22 protein-coding genes are annotated in these 25,145 nt (G+C 63.3%); 10 read left to right on the top strand and 12 right to left on the bottom strand.

Features of this window, described 5'->3' with window-relative positions; translation table 11 throughout:
- Positions 1 to 47: 47 nt before the first annotated feature.
- The 5 genes from KQI82_RS03410 to KQI82_RS03390 are packed head-to-tail and all read left to right on the top strand — an operon-like array spanning position 48 to position 8,389.
- The gene (locus tag KQI82_RS03410; protein WP_216558772.1) at positions 48 to 2,792 is read left to right on the top strand and encodes a DUF4430 domain-containing protein; all 2,745 of its coding nucleotides are present in this window, start codon (positions 48 to 50) and stop codon (positions 2,790 to 2,792) included.
- Positions 2,793 to 2,805: 13 nt separating this feature from the next.
- Positions 2,806 to 4,410 (top strand): S-layer homology domain-containing protein, encoded by a 1,605-nt coding sequence (locus KQI82_RS03405; RefSeq protein WP_216558769.1) that lies wholly within the window; start codon positions 2,806 to 2,808, stop codon positions 4,408 to 4,410.
- Positions 4,411 to 4,428: 18 nt separating this feature from the next.
- On the top strand, positions 4,429 to 5,178 hold the full coding sequence (locus KQI82_RS03400; protein ID WP_241426601.1) for a DUF4430 domain-containing protein: 750 nt from the start codon (positions 4,429 to 4,431) through the stop codon (positions 5,176 to 5,178).
- Entirely contained in the window at positions 5,175 to 6,050 is an 876-nt protein-coding gene (locus tag KQI82_RS03395; RefSeq protein WP_216558766.1) for an energy-coupling factor transporter transmembrane component T, read from the top strand. The genes KQI82_RS03400 and KQI82_RS03395 overlap by 4 nt, the downstream gene beginning before the upstream one ends.
- Positions 5,987 to 8,389, top strand: coding sequence for an ATP-binding cassette domain-containing protein (locus tag KQI82_RS03390; protein WP_216558763.1), 2,403 nt, complete (start codon positions 5,987 to 5,989; stop codon positions 8,387 to 8,389). Before KQI82_RS03395 ends, KQI82_RS03390 begins: the two co-directional genes overlap by 64 nt.
- A 59-nt stretch (positions 8,390 to 8,448) precedes the next feature.
- On the opposite strand, the gene KQI82_RS03385 is transcribed toward KQI82_RS03390, so the two are convergent.
- Positions 8,449 to 9,333: an MBL fold metallo-hydrolase gene (locus tag KQI82_RS03385; protein WP_216558760.1), complete on the bottom strand. Its 885-nt coding sequence runs from the start codon at positions 9,331 to 9,333 to the stop codon at positions 8,449 to 8,451.
- 194 nt (positions 9,334 to 9,527) lie between these two features.
- Between KQI82_RS03385 and KQI82_RS03380 the strand changes: the two genes are divergently transcribed.
- A complete protein-coding gene (locus tag KQI82_RS03380) occupies positions 9,528 to 9,707 on the top strand; it encodes a hypothetical protein (protein ID WP_216558758.1) in 180 nt (59 codons plus the stop codon).
- Positions 9,708 to 9,758: 51 nt separating this feature from the next.
- Complete coding sequence (locus KQI82_RS03375; RefSeq protein ID WP_216558755.1) at positions 9,759 to 10,175, top strand: DUF3842 family protein; 417 nt, start codon at positions 9,759 to 9,761, stop codon at positions 10,173 to 10,175.
- Positions 10,176 to 10,209: 34 nt separating this feature from the next.
- Here the strand turns inward: KQI82_RS03375 and KQI82_RS03370 are convergent, their stop codons facing one another.
- Complete coding sequence (locus tag KQI82_RS03370; RefSeq protein ID WP_216558752.1) at positions 10,210 to 10,605, bottom strand: hypothetical protein; 396 nt, start codon at positions 10,603 to 10,605, stop codon at positions 10,210 to 10,212.
- The gene (locus KQI82_RS03365) at positions 10,602 to 11,069 is read right to left on the bottom strand and encodes a helix-turn-helix domain-containing protein (protein WP_216558749.1); all 468 of its coding nucleotides are present in this window, start codon (positions 11,067 to 11,069) and stop codon (positions 10,602 to 10,604) included. Before KQI82_RS03365 ends, KQI82_RS03370 begins: the two co-directional genes overlap by 4 nt.
- Before the next feature lie 232 nt (positions 11,070 to 11,301).
- Between KQI82_RS03365 and KQI82_RS03360 the strand changes: the two genes are divergently transcribed.
- Positions 11,302 to 12,783 (top strand): DUF1846 domain-containing protein, encoded by a 1,482-nt coding sequence (locus KQI82_RS03360; RefSeq protein WP_216558746.1) that lies wholly within the window; start codon positions 11,302 to 11,304, stop codon positions 12,781 to 12,783.
- 46 nt (positions 12,784 to 12,829) lie between these two features.
- A complete protein-coding gene (locus KQI82_RS03355; protein ID WP_216558743.1) occupies positions 12,830 to 14,992 on the top strand; it encodes a Tex family protein in 2,163 nt (720 codons plus the stop codon).
- A 109-nt stretch (positions 14,993 to 15,101) separates the two neighbouring features.
- On the opposite strand, the gene KQI82_RS03350 is transcribed toward KQI82_RS03355, so the two are convergent.
- The 8 genes from KQI82_RS03350 to KQI82_RS03315 form a co-directional block, all read right to left on the bottom strand.
- Positions 15,102 to 15,719 carry a YitT family protein gene (locus KQI82_RS03350; RefSeq protein WP_478213748.1) on the bottom strand — a complete coding sequence of 206 codons (618 nt, stop codon included), beginning with the start codon at positions 15,717 to 15,719 and terminating at the stop codon, positions 15,102 to 15,104.
- Between the two features lie 164 nt (positions 15,720 to 15,883).
- Entirely contained in the window at positions 15,884 to 17,035 is a 1,152-nt protein-coding gene (locus tag KQI82_RS03345) for an AI-2E family transporter (RefSeq protein ID WP_216558740.1), read from the bottom strand.
- 20 nt (positions 17,036 to 17,055) lie between these two features.
- Complete coding sequence (locus KQI82_RS03340; RefSeq protein ID WP_216558737.1) at positions 17,056 to 18,519, bottom strand: S-layer homology domain-containing protein; 1,464 nt, start codon at positions 18,517 to 18,519, stop codon at positions 17,056 to 17,058.
- 26 nt (positions 18,520 to 18,545) lie between these two features.
- Positions 18,546 to 19,535: an LCP family protein gene (locus KQI82_RS03335; protein WP_216558734.1), complete on the bottom strand. Its 990-nt coding sequence runs from the start codon at positions 19,533 to 19,535 to the stop codon at positions 18,546 to 18,548.
- Positions 19,536 to 19,698: 163 nt separating this feature from the next.
- Positions 19,699 to 19,947, bottom strand: a complete 249-nt coding sequence (locus KQI82_RS03330; RefSeq protein WP_216558731.1) for a hypothetical protein — start codon at positions 19,945 to 19,947, stop codon at positions 19,699 to 19,701.
- Between the two features lie 58 nt (positions 19,948 to 20,005).
- On the bottom strand, positions 20,006 to 20,254 hold the full coding sequence (locus KQI82_RS03325) for a sporulation transcriptional regulator SpoIIID (RefSeq protein ID WP_187332999.1): 249 nt from the start codon (positions 20,252 to 20,254) through the stop codon (positions 20,006 to 20,008).
- A gap of 116 nt (positions 20,255 to 20,370) precedes the next feature.
- Positions 20,371 to 20,958 (bottom strand): NAD(P)H-dependent oxidoreductase, encoded by a 588-nt coding sequence (locus KQI82_RS03320; RefSeq protein ID WP_216558728.1) that lies wholly within the window; start codon positions 20,956 to 20,958, stop codon positions 20,371 to 20,373.
- Positions 20,959 to 21,070: 112 nt separating this feature from the next.
- A complete protein-coding gene (locus KQI82_RS03315) occupies positions 21,071 to 21,604 on the bottom strand; it encodes a cysteine hydrolase family protein (protein WP_216558725.1) in 534 nt (177 codons plus the stop codon).
- A 360-nt stretch (positions 21,605 to 21,964) separates the two neighbouring features.
- Between KQI82_RS03315 and KQI82_RS03310 the strand changes: the two genes are divergently transcribed.
- On the top strand, positions 21,965 to 22,894 hold the full coding sequence (locus tag KQI82_RS03310) for a nucleoside hydrolase (protein ID WP_216558722.1): 930 nt from the start codon (positions 21,965 to 21,967) through the stop codon (positions 22,892 to 22,894).
- A 123-nt stretch (positions 22,895 to 23,017) separates the two neighbouring features.
- Here the strand turns inward: KQI82_RS03310 and KQI82_RS03305 are convergent, their stop codons facing one another.
- Positions 23,018 to 25,111, bottom strand: a complete 2,094-nt coding sequence (locus tag KQI82_RS03305; RefSeq protein WP_216558719.1) for a glutamine synthetase III family protein — start codon at positions 25,109 to 25,111, stop codon at positions 23,018 to 23,020.
- Between the last annotated feature and the right edge of the window lie 34 nt (positions 25,112 to 25,145).

Here is a 25,145-nt window from a genome sequence, read left to right as displayed (position 1 = left end):
GGTTGCCGCGGCTTTTCTGTCCTTTCCCAAAAAGAAAGGAGATCTGTATGAAGCGAAAAATTCTGTCACTGCTGCTGGCCATGGCCATGGTCTGCTCCCTTGTCCCGCCCGCGCTGGCCGCGGTTGGCGGCGGCGTTACAGTGCGCGTGGTCAGTGAGGCGGAGGGAAGCGAACTGTCCCTTGGGCCCTTTGAGGCCGCCTATTCCGAGGGCATGTCCGCCTGGGACGCGGTGAAGGCCGCATTGGATGAAAACGCCGTCCCCTATGAATTCTCCGATTCCCATGGCTCCGTGTACATCAGCTCCATCAACGGCCTGGCGGAGTATTCCTCTGCGGACCACGCCACCTATTACGGATGGATGTTCGCCGTGGATTGCGTGGTCCCCGCCACTGGCATCTCCTTGGTCACCCTGTCCGGCGGAGAGGATATCCTGCTCTACTACTCCACCGACTTCACCATTCCCGGCGCCGTGTCCGGCTCCGGCGGTGAAAGCGCCGAGGGTCTGTCCTTTTCCGCCGGAGAATTGACCTCCGCTCCCGCCGCCGGAGGAACCCTTTTGACGCTGAGCGCGGCTGAAGGTGTGACGGGAGCCGTGCTGACCGGCGTGCCCGGCGGAGCGAACCAGAGCGTCCAGGTCAACTACGCGGACTACGATCTGTCCCATCCCGGCCGCATCCCGCTCTCCGACGGCGGAGTGATCGCGGTGAGCGTGGGAGTGTATCCCGACACGGTCTACTACAACGTCAACGTCTCCATCCGCCCCCAGGCGGAGCTTCTCTCCTCTCTGGCCCGGGGCTATGATGGACGCTCCGCCTCCTGGACGGCGGTGGACCTGGCCTCCTACGGCCTCTATGCCGGAACGTCCCCTTTTTCCGCAAACGCCCAGGCCGTCATTGACGACGCCGTCACCGCCGTCTCCGCCCAGGTTCCGGACGACGCCGCGCTTGCCAAATCATTTTTGGACCTGCGGGCCCTTGGAGTGGACCCGGACGCCCTGCTCTGCGCCGATGGAACGGTCCTCAGCGTCACCGACGCCCTGATGGACTCCACCACCAACAGTTGCTACAGCGCCCCCTATGTGCTGCTGGCCCTGGAGCAGTCCGGCAAGGCTTCCGCGGAAAAGATGAGCGGTGTATTGGATGTGATGGAGGCGGCCGCCGGAGACGACTTCCTCTTTTCCTACAGCTGGGGAGGCGTCACCTATCCCAGCCCCGATACCGCCGGGGCCGTGCTGGCGGCCGTGTCCCTCTGCGCCGGCAGTGAATCCGACCCCCACGGTATCCGCGGCCGCTGCGCCGCGCTGCGCGACGGTATTCTGAACGCTCTGGCGGAGGACTCGCTCCAGGATCGGTTCGGCAGCTACGGCAACAGCTGCACCGATGCCATGGTGCTGATCGGCCTGTGCGCCGCCGGGGTGGACCCCGCCGCCGACGCCCGCTATACCACCGAAGGGGGCAGCCCTTATACCGCTCTTCTCTCCTGCGCCAAAAAAGATGGCTTCAGCCTCACCCCTGACAAGGCCGCAGACGACTTTTCCACCGAGCAGTGCTTCCGGGCCCTGACCGCCGCCGCCCGGTTTTTGAAGGGAGAGGCCCCCTGCAACGTCTATGATTTTACCGCCTTTGCATCAGCGCCCGGCTACGCGTCCAACGTCCCCGGCTGCCCGGTGATCTTTTCCACCACTCCCGCGGGCGCCGAGGTCTCCCTTACCCTTGGCGGCGCTCCGGTGGAGCCCCTTTCCCCCGGCCGCTACTCTCTTGTCGAAGGCACCTACAGCTATTCCGTCAGTGCCGGCGGCTATGCCCCAAAGACCGGCACGCTGACCGTCTCCGCCCAGGATGCTTACCAGCACAAGACTCTCCGGGTCAGCGTATCCCTGATCAGTCAGTCCGGCGGCAGCGGGAACATCACTGTGTCCTTCACCCTGGTGGGCGACAGCCTCCACGGCAGCGGAACCACCCACATCTACAAAAACGACAAGGGCGCGGGCCGGATCTGGCTCTCGGAACGGGAGGTGTCCCTTCCCTCCGGCAGCTCCGCCTTCGCCGCCTTTGACCAGGCCCTCTCGGACGCGGGCCTCACCTATGTGGAGCCCTCCTTCAATTATATCTCCTCCGTCACCAATACAGACGGCACCACCCTGTCCGAATTGGACAACGGGGCTCTCTCCGGCTGGCAGTATCTGGTCAACGGCACGTCTCCCGCCACAGGGTGCAGGAACTACACCCTCCGCGGCGGGGACCGGGTGGTCTTTTACTACACCGACGACTACACCAGGGAAACCGGCTCTGAGCAGTGGAGCGGGGGCGGAAGTACCTCAGTATCCGGCAGCGTCCGGTTTGAGGACGTGGACCCGGATTCCGCATACGCCAAGGCCATTGAGGCCATGGCGGAGGCCGGCTATATGAACGGCACGGGGGAAAAGACCTTCTCCCCCGACGAAGAGCTGACCCGGTCCCAGGCCGTGGCCGTGCTCTGGCGCATGGCGGGCAGTCCCGACTCCACCGCCCCATCCACCTTTTCCGACAGCGCCGCCTGGTATTCCGGCGCCCTGAACTGGGCCGCCGATCAGCGCATCGCCCTGGGCTACGGCGACGGCTGTTTCCACGGGGGGCGGCCCGTCAGCACCCGGGAGCTGAGGGATTTCCTCTGCCGCTGGGCCGTCTGGAAGGGGCGGTTCCAGACTCTTTCCGAGGCGGAGGCCTGGGCTGGGCAAATCACTCTTCCGGACCGGGTCACCCGGGCCGCGGCCGCTGCGGCCTTTGACGATCTGGCGGCACAAGTAAAGTGAAAAGAGGAAATTTATGAAACTCCGTTCTCACCACGCGCTGCTGCTGGCGCTGATTGTGGCCTTCAGCTCCACAGCGGTCGTTCCGGCCGCTGAGCCGTCTGATGTGAAGGCGGCGGCGGAAAAAACCGCCTCCTATGTCCTGAAAGCAGTTCCTGAGCCCACGGTGGGCTCCATCGGCGGCGAGTGGGCGGTACTGGCCCTGAGCCGGGGCGGATGGGATACCGCTCCGTCCCAGTCCTGGTATGACGGCTATCTCCAGCGCGCAGCCGCCGCTTTGCGGGAAAACGGCGGGGTGCTCAGCACCACCAAATACACCGAATACAGCCGGGTGGTCCTGGCCCTTGCCGCCATAGGCGCCGATGCGCGCTCTGTGGGCGGCTGCGACCTGCTCACACCGATTTCGGACCGCTCCGCCGTCACCCGTCAGGGCATCAACGGGGCCGTCTGGGCCCTGATCGCCGCCCAGGCCCTGGACCAGTGCGCGCTCTACGACGCGGATGCTGATGGAACCGTGGTCCCGGCCCTGGACTGGTATCAAGAGGAGGTGCTTGCTGCCCAGCTTCCCAGCGGGGGTTGGTCGCTTGCCGGACGGGAGCCGGCCGATGCGGACCTGACCGCCATGGCGCTGACGGCCCTCTCCCCCAGTCAGGGATCGGAGGCCCGAGTGGACAGCGCCATTGAAGCAGGGCTGAAGTGTCTTGCCGGGCTTCAGCAGGAGGACGGCTCCTTCGGAACCCCCGCCAATGCCGAGTCCTGCGCTCAGGTGGTCATGGCCCTCTCGGCGTTGGGAAAGGAGCAGTCCCTCCTCACCCGCAGCGGCAAAACTCCGGTAGACGCTCTGCTGCGCTTTGCCCGCGGCGACGGGTCCTTTGCCCACACCGCCGGGGGTGGCGCCGACCAGATGGCCACAGAACAGGCCCTGTGCGCCCTCTCCGGCCTCATGCGCCAGAACGCGGGTCTCTCCTCCTTTTACCACATGGGCGTGGGCGGCGACGGCGGGCCGCTTCAGTTCAATCCGGCGGTCCATCTGCCTGCCGAGGCCAACCTGCTGGTGAGCTATCCGGACTTGGACAGCCTCACCAAGACCCAGCGGGAAGCCGTGGAGGTGCTGACCCGGCGGGGCGTGTTCACCGGCCGCGGCGACGGCTCCTTCGCCCCCGGCGACTCCATGACCCGCGCGGAGTTCTGCGCCGTTCTCTGCCGCGCCCTGGGGCTTGACGGCAACGGGGAGAAGACCCCGTTCACCGAACTCCCCGCCTGGTGCGCCCCCTATGTGGCGCCGCTCTATAACTGCGGCATCGTGAAGGGCACTTCCTTAACCGCCTTCACGCCCAACGGCACCATCACCCGGCAGGAGGCCGCGGTGATGATCGCCCGCGCCGCCCAGTTCGCCTCCATGCGTGCCGTGGGCTTCAGCTCCTCCTGTCAGCGCTCCATTCTGGGCCGGTATCAGGACTCGGGGCGCTGCGGCCAGTGGGCCGCGCCCTCTTTGGCGCTGTGTCTGCAAAACGGTCTTTTGGGCGGCGTGGAGCGTGAAATCCGGCCCGGAGATCCCATCACCCGGCTGGAGATCGCCGAAAGCGTCTATGCATTGCTGAAAAGTCCGTTTGTCCAATAGAAAAGGAAGGAAAATGATTTGAACCGATTGATTTCCGCCTCCCTGGCCCTGCTGCTGGCGCTGAGCCTTCTCACAGGATGCGGCGCGGAGCCCCATGACGGCCTCTTGTCTCATTCCGCGGTCCCGCCCGCATCCTCAGAGTCCGCGTCCGCCCCCACCTTCTCTGAAGAGGCTTCCTCTGAAATGGAGATCGCGCCTTCCGCGCCCTCCGACGCATCCGGAAAGGAAGATGCGCCATCAGCCTCCGCGCCGTCGGTTTCATCTAATAGGCCCGCCTCCGGAGCACCCTCCCCCGGTGCGATTTCTCCCGGCGCCTCTTCCGGGGGCGCCGACACGCCCCAAGAGGAAGAGGCTTCCCCCACCTGCACCCTTGTGGTCTGCTGTGACACACTGTTGGATCACCTTGAGGACATGGAGGAGGCCAAGCGGGACCTGGTGCCCTCCGACGGCGTGCTGTGGGCCGAGCAGACCGTGTCCTTTACCGAGGGGGAGAGCGTCTTTGACGTGCTGCTCCGCGAGATGCGCTCCTCCAAGACCCACCTTGAATACGTCAACACGCCCCTCTACCACTCTGCCTACATCGAGGGCATCGGTAACCTCTATGAATTCGACGGCGGCCCTCTCTCCGGCTGGGTCTACTCCGTCAACGGGGAGTTTCCCAACTACGGTTCCTCCCGCTATGCGCTTCAGGACGGGGACAGCGTGGTCTGGCAGTACACCTGCGACTTGGGCGCGGATGTGGGCGGAGACAACGGAGCGTGGTCATGAGCCGGGCCTTTGACTCCGTGCATCCGGCCGTCAGCCTGCTCTACTTTGGGTCCGTGCTGGGCTTTGGCGCCGTGGTGATGCATCCGGCGCTGCTGGCGGTCGGCTTTTTTGGCGCCCTCTGCTGCGCCGTTACGCTGTTGGGCAGGCGGGAGACCCTCCGGCGGCTTGCGTGGATCGCGCCGGTTGGACTGATGGCGCTGATTCTCAACCCGGCCTTCAACCACCGGGGCGTTACCATTCTGACGTATCTCCCCTCCGGAAACCCACTGACGCTGGAGTCGCTGGCCTTCGGCCTGGCCTCCGCGTGGATGCTCTCGTCGGTTTTGCTCTGGTGCGCCTGCCTCAGCCATGTGATGACCTCGGACAAGGTGCTCTACCTCTTTGGCCGGGCGGCTCCGTCTCTCTCGCTGCTGCTCTCCATGACGCTGCGCTTCATTCCCCGGTTCCGCCGCCAGGCCCAGCGCATCGCCCAAGCCCAGCGGGGATTATTTGGTCCGCCCCGGGGTCTCTTGGATCGCGTCCGCGCCGGGGCGGGAACCCTCTCCATCCTCTTGACCTGGGCGCTGGAAAACGCGGTGGAGACGGCGGATTCCATGCGCGCCAGGGGCTACGGCCTTCCTGAGCGCACCGCCTTCTCCCTCTACCGCCTGGAAACGCGGGACAAGAGCCTTCTGCTTCTCCTCTCCGCCCTGCTTGCGCTCACCGCGGCGACTGCCGCATGGGGCGGCTTGAAGTGGACCTACTATCCCGCCCTGGGCGGAACACTGGACTGGCTCACCGCCCTTTCCGTCTGCGCCTACCTGTCGATTTGCCTCGTCCCGGTCTGTCTGGAGCGAAAGGAGGAACGGATCTGGTCACGCTTGAACATCTGAATTTCACCTATCCCGGCTCCGCCGCCCCGGCCCTGCGGGACGTGTCGCTCACTGTGGCGCCGGGTGAATTCATCACCCTCTGCGGCCTCTCCGGCAGCGGCAAGACCACGCTGCTGCGCTGTCTGAAGCCCTCTCTGACCCCCGCGGGTGTCCTCACGGGAAAGCGGCTTCTGGCGGGGCAGGCCAGTCTCTCCCTCCGTGAGGACAGCGCTCTGATCGGCTTTGTGGGCCAGTCGCCGGAAAATGGAACCGTCACCGACAAGGTGTGGCATGAGCTGGCCTTCGGACTGGAGAACCTGGGCCTTCCCACCGGGGAAATCCGCTCCCGGGTGGCGGAAACCGCCTCCTTTTTCGGCATCCAGCACTGGTTCCACCGGGAGGTGGCCAGCCTCTCCGGCGGTCAGAAACAATTGCTTTCCCTGGCCTCCGCCGTGGTGATGCAGCCGGAGCTGCTGCTCTTAGATGAGCCCACCGCCCAGCTGGACCCTGTGGCCTCCGCCCACTTCCTTGAGGCCCTGAGCCGGCTGAACCGGGAGCTTGGCACGGCCATTTTGCTCTCGGAACACCACTTGGAGGAATCGGTGCCTCTGTCCGGCCGCCTTCTGGCCCTGGAGGGCGGCCGGGTCATCGCCGACGGGACGCCACGGGAGGCGGGAGCGGCGCTGCGCGCCCTCCGCCATCCCCTATGCGCGGCCCTGCCCGCGCCCATGCGCCTTTGGGCCGGACTGGACTCCCCTCTGCCCTGCCCCGTCACCATTGCCGAGGGCCGCTCCTTTCTTCTGAAGACGCCCCACGGCCTTCCGCTTCCGCCTGAGCGCCCCCGGCCGGAAACGACGCCTCTCCTCCGGGTGGAGGAGGCATGGTTTCGCTACGAGCGGGAGAGCGCCGACGTGCTGCGGGGGCTGTCCCTCACCGTGGGCCGGGGTGAGTGCCTTGCCGTGGTGGGCGGCAACGGCGGCGGAAAAAGCACGTTGCTGCGGATGCTCTGCGGCCAGCTCCAGCCCCAGCGGGGCGCGGTGCGCCGCTGCGCCCCGGCCTCGGCGGGCCTCCTGCCCCAGGACCCCCAGCTCCTCTTTACCGCCAAAACCGTGGAGGCAGACCTTCGGGCTGCGGCGGCGGAGCTGTCGGAGCCGGACGCGCGCGTTGATGAGGTGGTGGAACTCTGCGGGCTTCGGCATCTGCTTTGCCGCCACCCCTACGACCTCTCTGGCGGGGAGCAGCAGCGCGCCGCCCTGGCCAAGGTGCTGCTGCGTCGGCCGGAGCTGCTGCTGTTGGACGAACCCACCCATGGTCTGGATGAATCTTTCCGCGGGTCTCTCCGCGCCATCCTGGAGCGGCTGGGCAGCCAGGGAGTCACAGTGGTGCTTGCCTCCCACGACATCGACTTCTGCGTCCGCTGCGCCCACCGGTGTGTCTTTCTCTTTGACGGGTCCGCGGTCAGCGAGGGTACGCCCCGCCGCCTGTTCTCCGCCAACGCCACCTATACCACGGCGGCCGGGCGGCTGGCCCGGTCCATTGTCCCCGGAGCGCTGCTGCCGGAGGAGCTGATCGCGGTCTGCGGCGGGAAGGAGGATCCCCCCCTTCCGCCGCCCCTTCCGCCCCAGGCTGTGGAAGCGCCGGCGGGTCCACCGCCCAAAGCCGCGAAAAAGCGGCCCCTCCATCCGGCCGCCTATCTCACGTTTCTCCTTCTGATCCCCGCCACTGTGGCGGCCGGCGTCTTTTTGCTGGAGGACAGGAAGTACTATTTCATCAGCCTCGCTGTAATCCTGGAGTCCATGTTTCCCTTTTTCTTTGCCATGGAACGCCGCAGGCCCCGGGCCCGGGAGATTCTCCTGCTCTCCGTGCTGTGCGCCCTTGGCGTGGTCGGCCGGGCGGCGCTGTACATGCTGCCGCAGGTGAAGCCGGTGGCGGCACTGTGCGTGGTGGCAGGGGCTTGCTTCGGCCCGGAAAGCGGATTTTTGGTGGGCGCGCTGACCATGTTTGCCTCCAACCTGTTTTTCGGCCAAGGCCCCTGGACGCCGTGGCAGATGTTTTCCTTTGGCCTGGCGGGCTTTCTGGCGGGCCTCCTGTTCCGGGGAAGGCCAAAACACCGTCTGGCGCTGTGCGTGTACGGCGCCTTTGCCGCCCTGGCGGTCTGCGGGCTTCTGCTGGACACCGGCTCGGCGCTGATGTGGCTGGCCCAGCCCAGCTGGGGAGCCCTGTGCTCCTATTACCTGACAGGGCTGCCCTTCAATCTCCTCCACGCGGGGGCAACCGCGCTATTTCTCTACTTTTTTGCCGATCCGGTGGTGGAGAAGCTGGAGCGGGTCAAGGTGAAATACGGCATACTCTCCTCTTAAAGGTGGGTTTCCCCGCCAATTTCCGCGTAAAAAAGAGGCCGGAGCATCCGGCCTCTTCCCTATTTTTCAGCTGTCCGCCACACCAGCCGGTTGTCCGCAAACCGCGTCTCCAACACGCCCCGGTCCAATAAAAAGCTCAGACAGGAGCGCACCGTGCTCCCCACCAGCACATACTGGTTCCAGTCCATGGCCAGGCCGTACCGGTCGAACAGCCCTTTCAGCACCTCTTCAAAAGAAGCCCCATGGATGCACAGTTCCTCCACGGCCTTCAGAATCTCCACCACCTTGGCCCGGTTGGACTGAACCAAGGGGCGGATATCCCCGGCCGCGGGGGCGTGGGACGGGACAAAGAGGCGTCCGGAGAGGCGCTCCACCTGGTCCAGGCCCCTGAGATACCCCTCCACATCATAGACAAACGGGATGTGATATTTTTTGAGCACCGCTTCGCTTGCCACGCTGTCGGCTAAAAACCACACGTCGTCCCCTGTCCGGAAGGCCACCATGGAAAAAGAGTGGCCGTCTATGCGCAGCAGCTCCAATCCCTCCGGCAGCACGTGCTCCGTCAGCTCCTCCGCGTCGCAGGGCTGAGCCATCAGGAACTTGTTCCGCAGCGCTTTTGCGGGATATCCTCCATAGAGGAAGGAGGGCTCTAACACCGGGTGGCGGGTAAAGTCCAGGTCCACTCCGGGCACAAAGACACGGCAGCCTGTGCGCTGGCGCAGCAGCGCGGCCCCGCCGGTGTGGTCGGCGTGGGAATGGGTGCAAAGCAGTCTGGATGCCTTCCAGCCCCTGGTCTCCAGATGGCGCAGAACTTTTTTGGCTCCGTCCTTGTCGCTGCCGCTGTCTATGAGGCAGACCTCATTCCCCTCCATCCGGCAGATGCCCACCTTGGATGGGCTGTCCACATAGTAGGTGCGCTCACCGGCCTGAATCAATTCATACACGTACATCCCTCCTGCCTCCGGTTTTTCCAAGTGTAGCACGCGAAGCGGAGAAACACAAGATTTTCACGCGGGCTTCGTCCTTTCGGAAGGAAGTTCGACAAGTTTCGACACAATGTACTTTTTCCGCTCGTGTATACTGGGTATAAATAGGCGGATTCACCTGTTGCAGACATTCTGAATGGGAGGTCGATTTTATGAGCGATTGGCAGGATCAAATTGAGTCCGCTGTTACACCGCTTCTATCCCAGATGGAGCAGGCGGCCCAGCACTTGTCGGAGGCCGGTGAGAGCGTGGACCCGGCCCGCCTCAGCGCCTTGTCCGAATCCATTCAGGAGGTCCGCCAAATCATTTCCTCCCTGGGCGGGGAAAAGTAGTTGCGATTGACCACCCCTCTTTGCTATACTGAGGGCGGGAGGGATTCAAAGATGCGAAGTAGGATTTTAGTCATCGACGGCCAGGGTGGGAAGCTGGGCCGCAGTCTCATCGAGGCCATCCGCGCCCGCTGCCAATCCGCGGAGATCACCGCCGTGGGCACCAACGGCCTGGCCACTTCCGCCATGGCCAAGGCAAAGCCGGACCACATTGCCACCGGAGAAAACGCAGTGATGGTATGCTGCCGAACGGCGGAACTGATCGTCGGTCCCATCGGCATTGTCATTGCCGACTCCCTCTTGGGGGAGATTACCCCCGCTATGGCTGTGGCCGTGGGCCAAAGCCCCGGAGAAAAGCTCCTGCTGCCGGTGGGAGGCCGGTGCAGCAAGTTGGTAGTGGGCGCCGAGGACCTGCCGGTTTCCGCTCTGGTGGAAAAGGCGGCGGAGATAGTCCTGGAAAAGCTGAACTGAAAAAAGACGTCCTGCCGCAGCAGGACGTCTTTTCCTATTCCGTTAGACAAATGGCCAGCCCCAGCGTGCCCTCACAGATGCTGACCGCCACCGATGCGCCGTCCTTTTGCATCAAAAATGCGGCGGACTCCTCCTCACTCTCCCCGGCGGCCTGGTTGAACCCACTGTCTTCCAGCGCCCCAAGGTATTCCTCCCCCTGCTCTCTGGTGATGTCCTTCCAAAACACGGCGAAGGTCCCATCCCCCTCGATCACATAGTCCGGCGTTCCCGTCTCCGGTTCGGGCAGGAGTTCGGTATAGGCGTTGTCCGGCCACTGGTCGATTGCCTCCATCTCCATACCGGGGGAGGAGGAAGGTCCGGAAGAGGAGTCCGGCCCGGCGCAGCCGCCAAGCAGGAGAAGTATCAGCGTCAAACGCAAGAGCTTTTTCATGTTTCGCGCCTCCTTTTCCGGAAAAAGGAACGGCATAAGGAAATCACCGACGCCGCCAGGGTGATCGCCGTCACGGCGCACAGCCCATAGACCCAAAGAGGAAGTCCGTAGACTCCGATCCCCGTGGGGCCGTCGGCATAACCGATGGTGTTGTCCGGCAGGGGGCTCCCCCAATTGGCGGCAATAGCCGCTGCGGTGGCCAGGATCAGAACCAGGCTGGCCGCCGCCAGAGCGGCCCGCTTCCACGGCTGATCCTTCTTCTCCGCTGTCCCGGGGCCGGCTAACTCCACCGGGGAGAGACCAAAGACCTCGCAAAGGGCCAGCAGCCTGGCCGTGCTGGGTACCGAGGCGCCGCTCTCCCACTTGGTGACCGCCTGCCGGGAGACCTTCAGCTGCTCCGCCAGCGCCTCCTGTGAAAGCCCCCGCTCCAATCGCAGTTCCCTGATGCGTGTTCCGATGTCCACAGCGCTCCTCCTATCGTTGAATTGAGCCCATTCTATGACAAAAGCAGCGCTTTGTCCACCAACTATCCGGCAACCCCTGGTTGCACCCGGGGAAAAGCACGCCGCTGCCGCCTTTCTCTCAGTTTGACACGGCGGCTTGAATTTTAACGGGAAAAGTCATATCGGCGCACTTTTCAAAGGAGTGAAAATATGGTATTCTGTCTATTATTGTGAGTTGTACGGAGGAAGCAGTATGAGGATCGGATTTGACAATCAAAAATACCTGACCATGCAGTCCGAACAGATCAGGCGGCGCATCAGCCAGTTTGGCGGCAAGCTCTATCTGGAATTCGGCGGCAAGCTCTTTGACGACTATCATGCCTCCCGGGTTCTTCCCGGCTTTGAGCCGGACAGCAAGGTCCGTATGCTCTGTAAGCTGCGGGAGGACGTGGAGATTGTCATTGTCATCAGCGCCGGGGACATTGAGAAGAACAAAATTCGGGGCGATCTGGGCATCTCCTATGACGAGGACGTGCTGCGGCTCATCGACATTTTCCGGGGCATGGAGTTTTACGTGGGCAGCGTGGTGCTCACCCAATACACCGGCCAGGCGGCGGCCGACGCCTTTTTGAAGCGGCTCACCACGCTGGGCATCCGCTGCTACCGCCACTACCCCATCGCCGGCTATCCCTCCGACGTGAAGCACATCGTAAGCGAGGAGGGCCTGGGCAAAAATGACTACATCGAGACCAGCCACTCCCTCATCGTGGTGACGGCGCCCGGCCCTGGCAGCGGCAAAATGGCCACCTGCCTCAGCCAGCTCTATCACGAGAGCCGCCGGGGCATTCAGGCGGGCTATGCCAAATTTGAGACCTTCCCCATCTGGAACCTGCCTCTCAAGCACCCGGTGAACCTGGCCTACGAGGCCGCCACGGCGGATCTGAACGACGTGAACATGATCGATCCCTTCCACCTGGAGGCCTACGGCAAGACCACCGTCAACTACAACCGGGACGTGGAGATTTTCCCGGTCCTCAACGCCATTTTTGAAAAGATCCAGGGGAGTTCCCCCTACCGCTCTCCGACGGATATGGGCGTCAACATGGCGGGCAACTGCATCGTGGACGACGAGGCCTGCCGGGAGGCCTCCCGCATGGAGATCCTGCGCCGGTACTACGCGGCCCAGGTGGACCACGTCCGGGGCGGCTGCGACGAAAAGGTGCTGGGCAAGTTGGAGCTTTTGATGAACCAGGCCAACGTGACGCCGGAGCTCTGCCCGGCGGTGTCCGCCGCACTGTTGAAGGCGGAGCGCACCGGGGCGCCGGCTGGGGCCATGGTGCTGCCCGACGGGCGGGTGATCACCGGCAAGACCTCCTCTACCCTGGGGGCGGCTTCGGCGCTGCTGCTCAACGCGCTGAAAGCCGTGGGGGGCATCGACGACGCCCTCGAGCTGATCTCCTGCCAGGTATTGGAGCCGGTGTGCCGCCTGAAAACGGAGCACTTAGGCCACCGCAACCCCCGCCTCCACACCGATGAGGTGCTGGTGGCGCTGTGCATCTCCGCCCTGACCAACCCTCTTGCGGATCTGGCACAGCAGCAGCTTGGCAAGCTGCGGGGGAGCGACGCCCACTTCACCGTCATCCTCTCCGAGGTGGACGCCAAGCTCTACCACCGCCTGGGCATCAACGTCAGCTGCGAGCCCCACTACGAGAGCAAGCGGCTCTACCACAAGTAACGAAGCGGCCGCCGGTGCGCGGCCGTTTCCTCTGAAAGGACAGACTATGGAATCCATCATCCAGGTTTTATCCAGGGAATTGAACCAAAAGAGCGAGTACGTGGAAAATGTGGTGCGTCTCATCGACGAGGGCAACACCATTCCCTTCATCGCCCGCTACCGCAAGGAGCTTCACGGCTCCATGGACGACACGGCCCTGCGCGCGCTCAACGACCGGCTTGCCTATCTGCGCAGCCTTTCCCAGCGGCGGGAGGAAGTCAAGTCCTCCATCGAATCCCAGGGTAAGCTGACGGAGGAGCTCTCCGCCGCCATTGACAGCGCCGCCACGCTGGCGGAGGTGGAGGACCTGTACCGGCCCTACAAGCAAAAGCGCCGCACCCGGGCCACCATGGCCCGGGAAAAAGGCCTTGGGCCGCTGGCAGAACGGATTTTTGCCCAGGGCGGCGACCTCCATGACCTCCGGGAGGAGGCCGCGGCCTATGTGGATTCGGGAAAGGGCGTGGAAACGGTGGAGGAGGCCCTGGCCGGCGCCGGCGATATCATAGCCGAACAGATCAGCGACGACGACGCGCTGCGCAAAGCCCTGCGGGAGCTGATGCTGCGCCACGGACAGCTTGTCTCCCGCGCCGCCACGGAGGAGGACACGGTCTACCGGCTCTACTACGACTTCTCCCAGGCCATCCCCAAGCTTCAGGGCCACCAGATTCTGGCGATCAACCGGGGCGAGCGGGAGGAAAAGCTGAAGGTATCTGTAGAGGTGGACCGGGAGGTGGCCCTGCGCACTGTCCGGCGAGCGGCGGTGGTGCCCGGCTCCGCCGCCATGGACTTTGTGAAGGCCACCGCGGAGGACGCCTACGACCGGCTCATTCAGCCCTCCATGGAGCGGGAGATCCGCTCCGCGCTGACCGAGGAGGCCGGTGAGGGCGCCATCGGCCAGTTCGCCCTGAACTTAAAGCCCCTTTTGATGCAGCCGCCGGTGAAGGGCAGGGTCACCATGGGGCTGGACCCCGGCTACCGCAACGGCTGCAAGGTGGCGGTGGTGGACGGCACCGGCAAGGTGCTGGACACGGCCGTGGTCTACCCCACCTATGGGGAGCGGCAGAAAAACGAGGCCATTGCAAAGCTGAAAACCATGGTCCGCCGCCACGGCGTGGAGCACATCGCCATCGGCAACGGCACCGCCTCCCGGGAGACGGAGCAGATGGCGGTGGAGCTGATCCGCCAGTGTGCCGGGGAAGAGATGCAGGTTTCCTATATAATCGTCAGCGAGGCGGGCGCGTCGGTCTACTCCGCCAGCCCCCTGGCGGCCGAGGAATTCCCGCAGTTCGACGTGAATCTGCGCAGCGCCGTGTCCATTGCCCGGCGGCTCCAGGACCCCCTGGCGGAGCTGGTGAAGATCGACCCAAAATCCATCGGCGTGGGCCAGTACCAGCACGACTGTCCTCAGAAGCGGCTCAGTGAGGCCCTCTCCGGCGTGGTGGAGGACTGCGTCAACTCCGTGGGCGTGGACGCCAACACCGCCTCGGCCTCCTTGTTGGAGCAGGTGTCCGGCCTCACCGCCTCCACGGCCAAAAACGTGGTGAAGTACCGGGAGGAGAACGGGCCCTTCACCTCCCGAAAGCAGCTTTTGAAAGTACCCAAGTTAGGGCCCAAGGCCTTTGAGCAGTGCGCCGGCTTTCTGCGGGTTCCGGAGAGCGATTCCGTGCTGGACAACACCGCCGTGCACCCGGAGTCCTATGGGGCGGCAAAAAAGCTGTTGGAACTCACCGGCTACACCCTCTCCGATGTGAAAGACGGGACCATTGGGGAGCTTCCCCAGCGGCTCAGAGCCTACGGAGAGGAGAAGGCGGCGGAGCAGTGCGGCGTGGGCGTTCCCACGCTGCTGGATGTGGCGGCGGAGCTTTTGAAGCCCGGCCGGGACCCCCGGGACGAGCTGTCCAAGCCCATCCTCCGCACGGATGTAATGGAGCTGAAGGATTTAAAGCCCGGCATGGTGCTCTCCGGCACGGTGCGCAATGTGATCGACTTCGGCGTCTTTGTGGACATCGGCGTCCACCAGGACGGTCTGGTTCACATTTCCCAGGTCTCCGGCAAATTCATCCGCCACCCTTCCGAGGTGGTCAGCGTGGGCGACGTGGTAAAGGTGACTGTACTGGAGGTGGACGAGAAGAAAAAGCGCATCTCCCTTTCCATGAAGCAGGCCAAATGATGAAAACAAGCGCCCTGTACAAAATCGTACAGGGCGCTTTTATTCTACAGGCCGGCCCGCGCTGCCTTGGCAGAACAGTCAGCGGGGCTAAAAGCAGCGCAAAAACTTTTTACTCCTGCTGGGCCTCCGGGGCAAGTCCCGGCAGCCGGACACGCTGCACCAGGCCGATCAGCTGGCCGGAGAGCACCACGGTCAAAAGAGAATAGGACAGCCGGGCAAAGGGGATATAGCTGAGGGACAGCGCCAAAACCACCAGATCGCTGATGAGATACACCCGCTGGATGCTCCAGCCGGTGAGGTGGGAGATGCTCATGGCCAGGGCGTCGTCCCCGCCGGGCGCTCCGCCGGCCCGGACGCTCAGACCCACGCCCACGCCGACAAACAGCGCGCCCACCACCGCCGCTGCCAGCGGCATCTCCGCCAGCCCCGGCCAAAGGGGCGGAAACCGCTCAAAGACGGCATAAAACAGGGAAAATCCGCCGCCGGCCACCAGGGAGTACAGAATGAACGTCCTGCCCAGCAGCCGCCAGCCCAATAGGTAACAGGTCAGGTTCATCACCAGGCCCGACACAGCCGGGGAGAGATGCAGCCAGTGGTGCAGAAGCAGCGTCATGCCCAGCACGCCGCCCTCCGTCACCCCGGCAAAGGAGTGCACATGATAAAGCCCGAAGGCCAGAATTCCGCTTCCGATCAATGCAACAACACAGTTCCTGCACTTGATTTGCAAGTTAACAAACCCTTTCAAGTATAGTCGCCGCAGCTCTCATCCAGCCGGAGCGGCCGCTCCATTCCATTGTATGGCGCTTTTGGAGACGCTGTCCCGCTCCCGCCTCGCTCCCAAATCCGGTCCCTTCGCGGCAAAGAGATAGCCGCCGCCCGCATGGTCCCGCCTCAGTTCTTCGGCCTGGGCGGCACCTGCCGCGCGGCCTGGATCTTCAGCCTGCGCCGGACGTTCTGGCGCAGCAGCGCATAAAGCACGGAGGCCGTGGGAATGAACAGCAGCATTCCCACCACGCCGGAGGTGCTGCCGCCGATGGTGACGGCCACCAGCACCCAAATGGGGGGAAGCCCCACGGAGGAGCCCACCACCCTGGGATAGATCAGGTTCCCCTCCACCTGCTGGAGCACCAGGAAGAGCACAATGAACCACAGCGCCTGGATGGGGTTTTCCACCAGGATCAGGAAAGCACCCACCACACAGCCGATGAAGGCGCCGAACACGGGGATCAGGGCGGTAAAGCCCACCAGCACCGCAACCAACAGCGCAAAGGGGAAGCGGAAGATGCTCATGGCCACAAAGAACATAAAGCCCAGGATGCAGGCCTCCAGGCACTGGCCGGTGAAAAAGCTGGAGAAGGTGTCGCCGGTCAGCCGGCAGACCCGGAGCACCTCGTCCACCAGGTGTCCGGGGAGGTAGGCACGCATCAGATGGACCATCTGACGGCCCAACTTCTCCTTCCCCGCCAGGATATAGAGCGCGAAAACAAAGGCAATGCTGAACGTCACCACTCCGGAGAAGACGGAGGTGGCCAGATTCAGTGACGAGGAGAGCACGTCCTTCCCCAGGGAGGAAAGCCAGTTGGAAAGCTCCGATGTCAGTTTATTCAGGTCCAGCCCGATGTTGTTCACCGCCACGGTGATCTCCGGCAGCCGCTTGGAAAGCTCCGCCGCCAATGCCTCGCACTCCCTAATGAAGCCGGGGAAGCGGTCGCGGATGGAGGCGACGGTGGTCCCAATCTGGGGCGCCACCACAAAGACCACGGCGCTGATGACGCCCAGAACCAGGATCAGCGTCACTACGATGGACACAGGCCGTACCCACGCCCCGCTGCCCGCCTTGCTCAGGCCCCGCTCCACGGCCCGCATGGGAATGTTCATCAAAAACGCCAGGCCGCAGCCGATGAGAAACGGCGAGGCAAAGCCGATCAGCGTGCCAAGGGCCTTGCCGATCACCTCCAGGTGATTGAGTCCCCAGTAGAGCGCCACGGTCCCCAACACCAGAAGCGTCACATTCCGAAAGGAAAAGGAGTGCTGTTTATCCATTGGTTCACCTCAATTTACTCTTACCACGGGTGGGCGGCCCAGGACTGGGCGGAGGTCATGCCGAAATACGCATAGTCCGTTTTTGCTCCGCTGTCGCCCCAGGTGGTGTCAATGTGATAGTCCGTGCCGTCCAGATTCGCCACCGTCCAGATGTGGTCGGCGTTGGAAAGGCCGTAGCACTGGATGCCCTCCAGCTTCAAAAGCAGGTTGTAGGCCCCTGTATAGCCGTCGCAGACCGCCTTGCCATAAGCAAACACGCTGTAGGCCAGGTGGCTGAGGGAGAGGTCCGAGGCTCCCTGGTCATAATAGCAGTTTTCGCAGACCCAAGCATAGTATACCCTGGCCTTGTCATACTCCGTCATGTCCGCCGTGATCTCTCCGGACTCCCACAGCTGGTCGTGAACCTCGATGGCCCGGTCCATGGAAAAGCTCCGGTAGGAGCTCAGCTGGGACGCCGTAGAGCTGGCCGCGGAAAAGTTCAGCTTGACCGTGCCTTTGGCCAGGTCATAGGTGCAGCTGACCGTGTTGTACATCTGCTCGCAGTAGGACTTCACATTGGTCAGGGCGGAGTTGAGCAGGTTGTTGACAAAGGAGGCGGTCAGGGAGTTGCCGGGATACTGGAGGCTCATGGTGCGCTGCCCGCTTGCAAGCATGGAGCGGACGTTGCCCCGGATTTCGGCGGCGGAGGCTGGATTGGCCACGAACTGGGCCGTGGGCACCAGGTCCGCCATGGTGGTGCCCACGGCGCTGTAGTCCGGGGCCGCCGACCAATCCAATTGGAGCCGCAGCGACTCGTCCACCATACGGCTGAGCATGGAGGCGGCCTCACCCCGGGTGATGTTAGACGCCGGCCGGAACGTTCCGGTGCTTCCGCTGCCCTGGAGGATTCCGCACTTATAGAGCTTGAGGATATCGGGCTGATAAGGGGTATACTCCGTCACATCGGTGATGTAGCGGCCGGTGGCATACCCTTCCGTCACCGCCTGGTCGTTGATGGACGGCAGGGCGGAGTCCGGCAGCACATGGGCCAGCACATGGGCCATCTGCGCCCGGGTGGCGGCCTTGTCCAACACGCCTTCCAGCTCCGAGCCCAGAACCGCCTCCGCCTGGAGATATGAAAGATAGGGCACGTAGGTCCGGTAGGGCTCTTCAAGGGTCCCCGCAGCGGAGCGGTACCCATTCGCCCCGGCTTCCGCGTCTCCGGTGCGGTAGAGGCTCCGGATGCGTCCGGCAAAGACCACGGCCTCCCCGACGCTCAGGGAGTCCTGCACGCCGAAGGTTCCGTTCCCTTTGCCCACCGTCAGGCCGTACTCATAGAGGGCCGCCACGCTTTTATAGTGGGCCGAGGCGGGGGCAAGATCGGAGAACTGGCGGGTATAGGTCTTCACCCGGGTGAAGTTCTCCATGCTGTCCTCCGCGGCCAGCGCCGTACCGGTACAAAGCAGCGCGGCGCAGAGCAGCAGGGCCAAAAGACGCCGTTTCATTCAGCTCCTCCTTCTTTTTTGGTCCCTCAGGTGGGGATGTTCAGATCCGCGGCCGTGCGGGGCTCCACATAGGGGTTAAAGTGTTCGTTCACCAGGGTGAGGGCAGCCTCCGGGTCCACCAGATAGAGCGCGCGTCGGTCGTTCCAGACGCCCTCCAGGGTGGAAAAGCCGATGTTGTCCGTTCCGATGTCAAAGGCCTCCTGGCCCAGCCAGGCCAGGTTTCCCACTGAAAGATCGGTGTCGACATAATCCTGGAAAATCTGCGCCATGGTGCCGATCTTGGCGAGGTTGGCCGGCTGGAGCACCTGCTTGGCCACCGCCTTCAAAAAGGCCTGCTGGGTTCCAATGCGGCCCAGGTCCTCGGTCCCGTAGCCGGTGCCGTCGTTGTTGTGGCGGAAGCGCACCACACCCATGGCCTTTTTCCCATCCAGATGCTGCATGCCCTTGTTCAGATGGATATGGAGGTCCTGGAGAGGATCGTCGTAGTTCATGTTGATGGGCACCTCAAAGTCCACGCCGCCGATGGCATCCACAAGCTTGACAAAGCCCCGCAGATCCACAGCCACATAGAAGTCCACCGGGATGCCCAGCAGGTCGCTCACCGTCTCCCGCAGCAGCTCCGTTCCGCCGGCATTATAGGCGTAGTTGATTTTGCGGGTCTTGCCCTTGATGTAGGCGCCGCTGTCCCGGGGGATGCTGACGCACTGGATCGCACCGTTTTCCGCGTCCACCGCCACCAGAATGTTGGTATCGCTGCCGCCGTTTTCATCGTCCTCGCCGCTGACCAGGATGGTATAAAAGTTGGGTTTTCTGGCCAGGGTGTCCGCCCCGCCGGCGGAGCCGGAGGATGCGGAGGTCTGGGCGGAGCCGGAGGACGCCGACCCATCGGGGCCCACAGGGTTCAGCTCCGGCGGACGGATGAGGCACTTGGCCGCCGCCACCAGCCCGGCGGCCACAAAAATCAAAATCAGCAGCACCCGGCCGGGATGTCTTTTTTTCTTTACTCTCTTTGCCATACTCTTGTCCTCTTTTTTGCGAACTTCCGGCGCCGGGACAGCCCGGCCCAAAGATTTACATAATACAATTTATTATACAAACTTCTCCGCCAAAGCACAAGAGAAAAAGTGTAATAAATCATTACAAAAAAGAAACAAGGAGGACTCCTTGTTTCTTTTTCCGCTATTTACAGTTTTCCGATGTATCCTGGGCAATGGTTTCCAGCAGCGCCTTGATGTCGGCCAGCAGCTGGTTCTGATAGGCCAGGGTACAGCATACGTAGTGGAGATCCGGCTGCGGCAGGTCCGGCTGGATCGGATGGGGCCAGCGGCGGACAGGCGGCTCCTCCGCCCGAAGGGGGACAATGGGCGCAGGAGGCGGAGCAGCCGGGGGCTCGGCGGCCTGGCGTTGGCGGTGGCAGCGGTTTTGCATGGCAATCCCTCCGTTTTCTGATTCTGTTCTCAGCTTATGCAGCCAAGCGGAGGTCGGTTCAGGCTCCTTTGTATTTTTTTCGGGTTGCCATTCCGCCCCGGATGTGGCGCTGGGCCTTATTGACCTCCAGAACCTCCTTGACCTGAAGGAACAGGCTCCGGTTATAGAGCGGGAGCCGTTCGCTGATGTCCTTATGTACAGTGGACTTGGAAATACCGAATTTCTGGGCGGCGGCGCGGACCGTCGCCCGATTCTCTATGATGTATTGAGCGAGGCGCTCGGCCCGCTCCTCCATGTTTCCCTTCAATGACAACACTCCCCGACTGGTGTTGCTCATATCTATGCGTCAACCGGCCGGGATATGCGGAAAGGAGGCTTCTGAAAGCCTCCTTTCCACACAGTCATCCTGATTCCACAGGGAATCTACAGCGTCATTGCCAGCTCCTTTGCCTGGCGGCAGGCCCTCTCCAGCACCGCGGACGCGTCCGCGCCCTCGATATCCAGCCCGTCCGCCGCCACGCAGGTGTAGCCGCCGAATCCAAAAAATGTGTGCAGCGCGTCCAGGTACCGGCTGCCCTGCTCCAGCTCCGGCTGGGCGTCGTAGCACCCGCCCCGGGTGGTGAGGAACACACAGTGCTCCGCCCGGCACAGCCCGTGGAGCCCCTGGGCGTCGTAGCCAAAGGTGATGCCGTCCACGCAGACCTGTTCAATGTAAATCTTCAGCAGCGCGGGAAATCCCAGATCCCAAAAGGGCGCGGCAAACACCACCAGGTTCGCCTGAGCCAGCTGGCGGGCATAGCGGAACCGGTCGTGGGACAGCTCTCCGGACCGGATCAGCCGCTCCCGCTCCCAAAAGTACTCGCCGACAAGGGGTCCAAGCCCCTCATGCATCAAATCCAGCCGCGTCACCTCATACGTATCCGGCAGCGCGGCAAAAAAGGCGTCTGCCATCTTCCGGGTCCTGGACTGCTCCTCCCGGACGCAGCAATCCACAAAAAGAGCCTGCTTCATCTCGTTTCCTCCTCTATTTACCAGCCCGCCTCCATGGCGGCGGATTTCACATCGCTTCTCCCGCCGGACGGGGAGGCCCTGTTTTTTTGAGTCGGGCGCTCTTTTGTCCCGCTCAGCGGCCCAAAATCTCCACCTGAAGCCCCCGGAGCACATCCAGCGTCTTTTCATTCAGCGCCGGGTCAAAGCTGCCCGTCAGCCTGGCATCCACCACGATCTGGGCCTGGGGGTAGCGGCTTTGCAGCACCGCGGCATTGCTGATGACGCAGATATTGGACACCAGGCCGCACAGCTCGATCCGGTCGGCCCGTTCCGGCAGCACGGCCGCCACAGCCGGGTCCGTGACGTCGATGCCGAAAGCGGCCTTGTCAATCCCCCTGGCGCCCACCTCATCTATGGCAACGGCAGTTTCGCCGAACAGTTCCCAGCCGGCGGTGCCCTTCACACAGTGCACGGCAGGCAGATGGCGGCCCTCCCGCGTGGAGAGGTAGTCCGGTCCATGGGTGTCCCGTGTGAAAAAGACACGGCCCGGGCCATACTGGCGCACCCGCCGGGCAATGGGACCGTCCAGCGTCTCAGCGCCGGGGAAGCCCAAAGCGCCGTCCACAAAGTCGTTCTGATAGTCGATGACAAAAAGATACTCTTCCATGATTGCTTCCTTTCTTTTTCGCGTCCGCGCCCGTCCGGCCCGCGGCGCTCTCCCGCCGCCCCCTCTTTCTCCGGATGCTCCCAAAGCGCGCTCAGGGGGCCACCGGCGGAGCGCCGGAGGCCTTTTTCCCATGATACCGCTTTTTTGCCGCAGCCGTCAAGCGGGAGCATTGCGGGCCGCCCTTTCTTCCCCGGCGGGAAGGCGTGAAACCGGTTTTGCCGAAATAGATCGCCGGCGCTGAAATTGACACCGATTCAAAAGCAGGATATACTAAATGCGTATCGCCGTCCCGGATTCGGGCTCCAGGGCCTGTGCGGCCGCGGCATTCCCATCTGATTGATTCAAGGAGGTACGGGCAGGATGGAGCGTATTCCCGTCTGGATTGACTGTGACGCAGGAGTGGACGACGCGGCGGCCCTGCTGATGGCCAACCGGCTGCCGCAGCTGAGGATCGCGGGCATTTCCGCCGTGGCCGGCAACGTGGAGCTGCACCACACCTTTGAAAACGCCCGCCGGGTATGCCGCCTGATGGGCTCGGACTGCCCGGTGTACCGGGGCGCGGAGGGTCCGCTGCTGCGGCCGCTCTCCACAGCGCCCTATGTCCACGGGGAAAACGGGTTGGGCGGCGTGGAGCTGCCCCCCTCACCGCTGCCGGAGGAGACGCTTCCGGCCTGGGACGCCCTTTATGACGCGGCCCGGGCGGAAGGCGGACGTCTGCAGGTGATCGCCATCGGGCCTCTGACCAACCTGGCCATTGCGCTGAAGCGGCACCCGGACCTGAAGGATCTGGTGGAGCGGATCGCCATTATGGGCGGCGCGGCCCAGGGCGGCAACGTCACCCCCTGCGCGGAATTCAACATCTTTGTGGACCCCCACGCGGCCCAGACGGTCTTCCAGTCCGGCATTCCCATCGTGATGTGCGGCCTGGATGTGACGCTGGAGGCCTACCTCTCCCCTGAGGAGGTGGAGGAGTTAGGCCGGGCTGGAACGCCGGTGTGCCGTTTCTTCCAGCAGAGCACCCGGCTGGCCATGGCCTTCAACGAGCGGGTCAGCAAGCCGGGGCTCTGCCTCCACGATGTGTGCCCCGTGCTGTACCTCACCCACCCCAAGCTTTTCTCCGGCAAGGAGGCCGGGGTCTATGTGGAGACCGGGGACTCTGCCGCCATGGGGAAGACCATCACCGACCTTTGGAGCAGCAAGCGGTCTGCCCAGCACAACGCCTTTGTGGTGTTGGGCGTGGACCGGCCCCGGTTTGTGGAGATCGTCCGCTCCATTCTGCTGAGCTACTGAGTACGTTATGCTATATTTTAAGAGGGGCCCGGAGCGCGATGCGCTCCGGGCCCCTCTTATATGGAAGAACAGCCGCCAGGCGGTTCAGTGCTTTTATAGCAGCCGCTCCGGCTCCTTTTTTCATCAGACGGAAAACAAAAGGGTGCTGTAGGTCGGGAAGGGCCAGTAGTCCCGGTCGGTGATCTGCTCCATCTCATCGGCCAGCGCCCGGGCCCTGCCCATCAACCCAAAGATCACATCGTGGTAATAGTGCATCTGCTCTTCCGTGCTGCCGGAGGGCGCCTGGGCCAGGGCCGCCTCCAGCTCCTCGGTGATGTCGGCCAGGGCGTCGGTCTTCTCCGTCACCCGCACGGCAATGGACTGCTCATAGCGGCAGGGGAGTCCCGCTTCCTTCAGCGTGTGGAGCCGGTTGCACAGCACGGCGCCATAGTCGGACACAGAGGGCAGAATCTCATGGCGCAGCATGTCGACCATGGTGGTGGCCTCGATGGAGAGCACGGTGCAGTAGTTCTCCATATGGATTTCCTGGCGGGCGGCCATCTCCTGGGCGGTAAACACGCCGTGTCTTGTAAACAGCGCCACATTTTCGGGATCGGTATAGTGAGGCAGCGCCTCGGCGGTGGTCTTCAGATTGGCAAGGCCCCGGCGCTCCGCCTCCTCAATCCAGGCGTCCTCATAGCCGTTGCCGTTGAAGATGATCCTGCGGTGGTCGGTCAGCGTCTCGCGGATCAGCTTCTGAAGGTCGCCCTGAAAGTCGTCGGAGGATTCCAGACGGTCGGCAAACTGGCTCAGCTCCTCGGCCATAATCGTGTTCAGGGCAATGTTCGGCCCGGCGATGGACTGGGTGGAACCCAACATGCGGAACTCAAACTTGTTGCCGGTGAAGGCCAGGGGGGAAGTGCGGTTGCGGTCGGTGTTGTCCATGGGGATGGACGGCAGCACATCCACGCCGATTTCCAGCGTCTTCTTTCCGGCGTCGGTATACTCCCGGCCGGAAATGATGGCGTCCACCACGGCGCCCAATTCGTCGCCCAAGAAGATGGAGATGACGGCGGGCGGCGCCTCCTGGGCGCCCAGGCGGTGGTCGTTTCCGGCAAAGGCCACCGTACAGCGCAGCAGCTTCTGATACTCATCCACGCCCTTGATGAAGGCGGCCAAAAACAGCAGGAACTGGGCGTTCTGGCTGGGCGTCTTGCCGGGCTTGAATAGGTTCTTGCCCGTGTCGGTGGCCAGGGACCAGTTGTCGTGCTTGCCGGAACCGTTGACGCCGGCAAAGGGCTTTTCATGGAGCAGACACACCAGGTCGTGGCGGTCAGCCACCTCTTTCATCAGGTCCATGGCCAGCTGGTTGTGGTCGCAGGCCGTGTTGGCGTCGGAATAGATGGGCGCCATCTCATGCTGGGAGGGGGCCACCTCGTTGTGCTTGGTCTTGCTGAGCACCCCCACCTTCCAAAGTTCCTCGTCCAGGTCCCGCATATAGGCGGCGACCCGGGGGCGGATGGCGCCGAAGTAGTGATCGTCAAGTTCCTGGCCCTTGGGCGGCTTTGCGCCGAAGAGCGTCCGGCCGCAGAGCCTCAGGTCCTCCCGCTTTAAAAACGCCTGCTTATCCAGCAGGAAGTACTCCTGCTCCGGACCCACCTGGGGCGTGACCCGGCGGGTCTCCGTGTCGCCGAAGAGGCGCAGAATGCGGATGGCCTGGCGGCTGACCTCATCCATGGAGCGCAGCAGCGGCGCCTTCTTGTCCAGCACCTCCCCGGAGTAGGAGCAGAACACCGTGGGGATGTACAGGCTGGTGCCCTTGATGAAGGCAAAGGAGGTGGGGTCCCAGGCGGTGTAGCCTCTGGCCTCAAAGGTGGCCCGCAATCCGCCGGAGGGGAAGCTTGAGGCGTCGGGCTCGCCCCGGACCAGCTCCTTGCCGGAAAACTCCATGACCACCTTGCCGCCCCCCTCCACCGGGGTGATGAAGCTGTCGTGTTTTTCCGCGGTATAGCCGGTCATGGGCTGGAACCAGTGGGTGAAGTGGGTGGCGCCCTTTTCGGTGGCCCACTGCTTCATGGCCTCCGCAATGTCGTTGGCAATGGTCAGGTCCAGCGCGGTGCCCTCATCGATGCACTTGCGCCATGCTTTGTAGGACGCCGGGGACAGGCGCTGCCGCATAACCTCCTCATTGAATACCATGCTGCCGAAGAGCTCGGGGATCTGGGTGGTTTTGGACATAGTGATTCCTCCTTTATATGAATCTTGACTGATG

The organism is Dysosmobacter acutus (assembly GCF_018919205.1).
Classification (GTDB): Bacteria; Bacillota; Clostridia; order Oscillospirales; family Oscillospiraceae; genus Oscillibacter; species Oscillibacter acutus.
The sequence above is the reverse complement of the archived record's forward strand: the minus strand, read 5'-3'. Positions and strand labels throughout refer to the sequence as shown.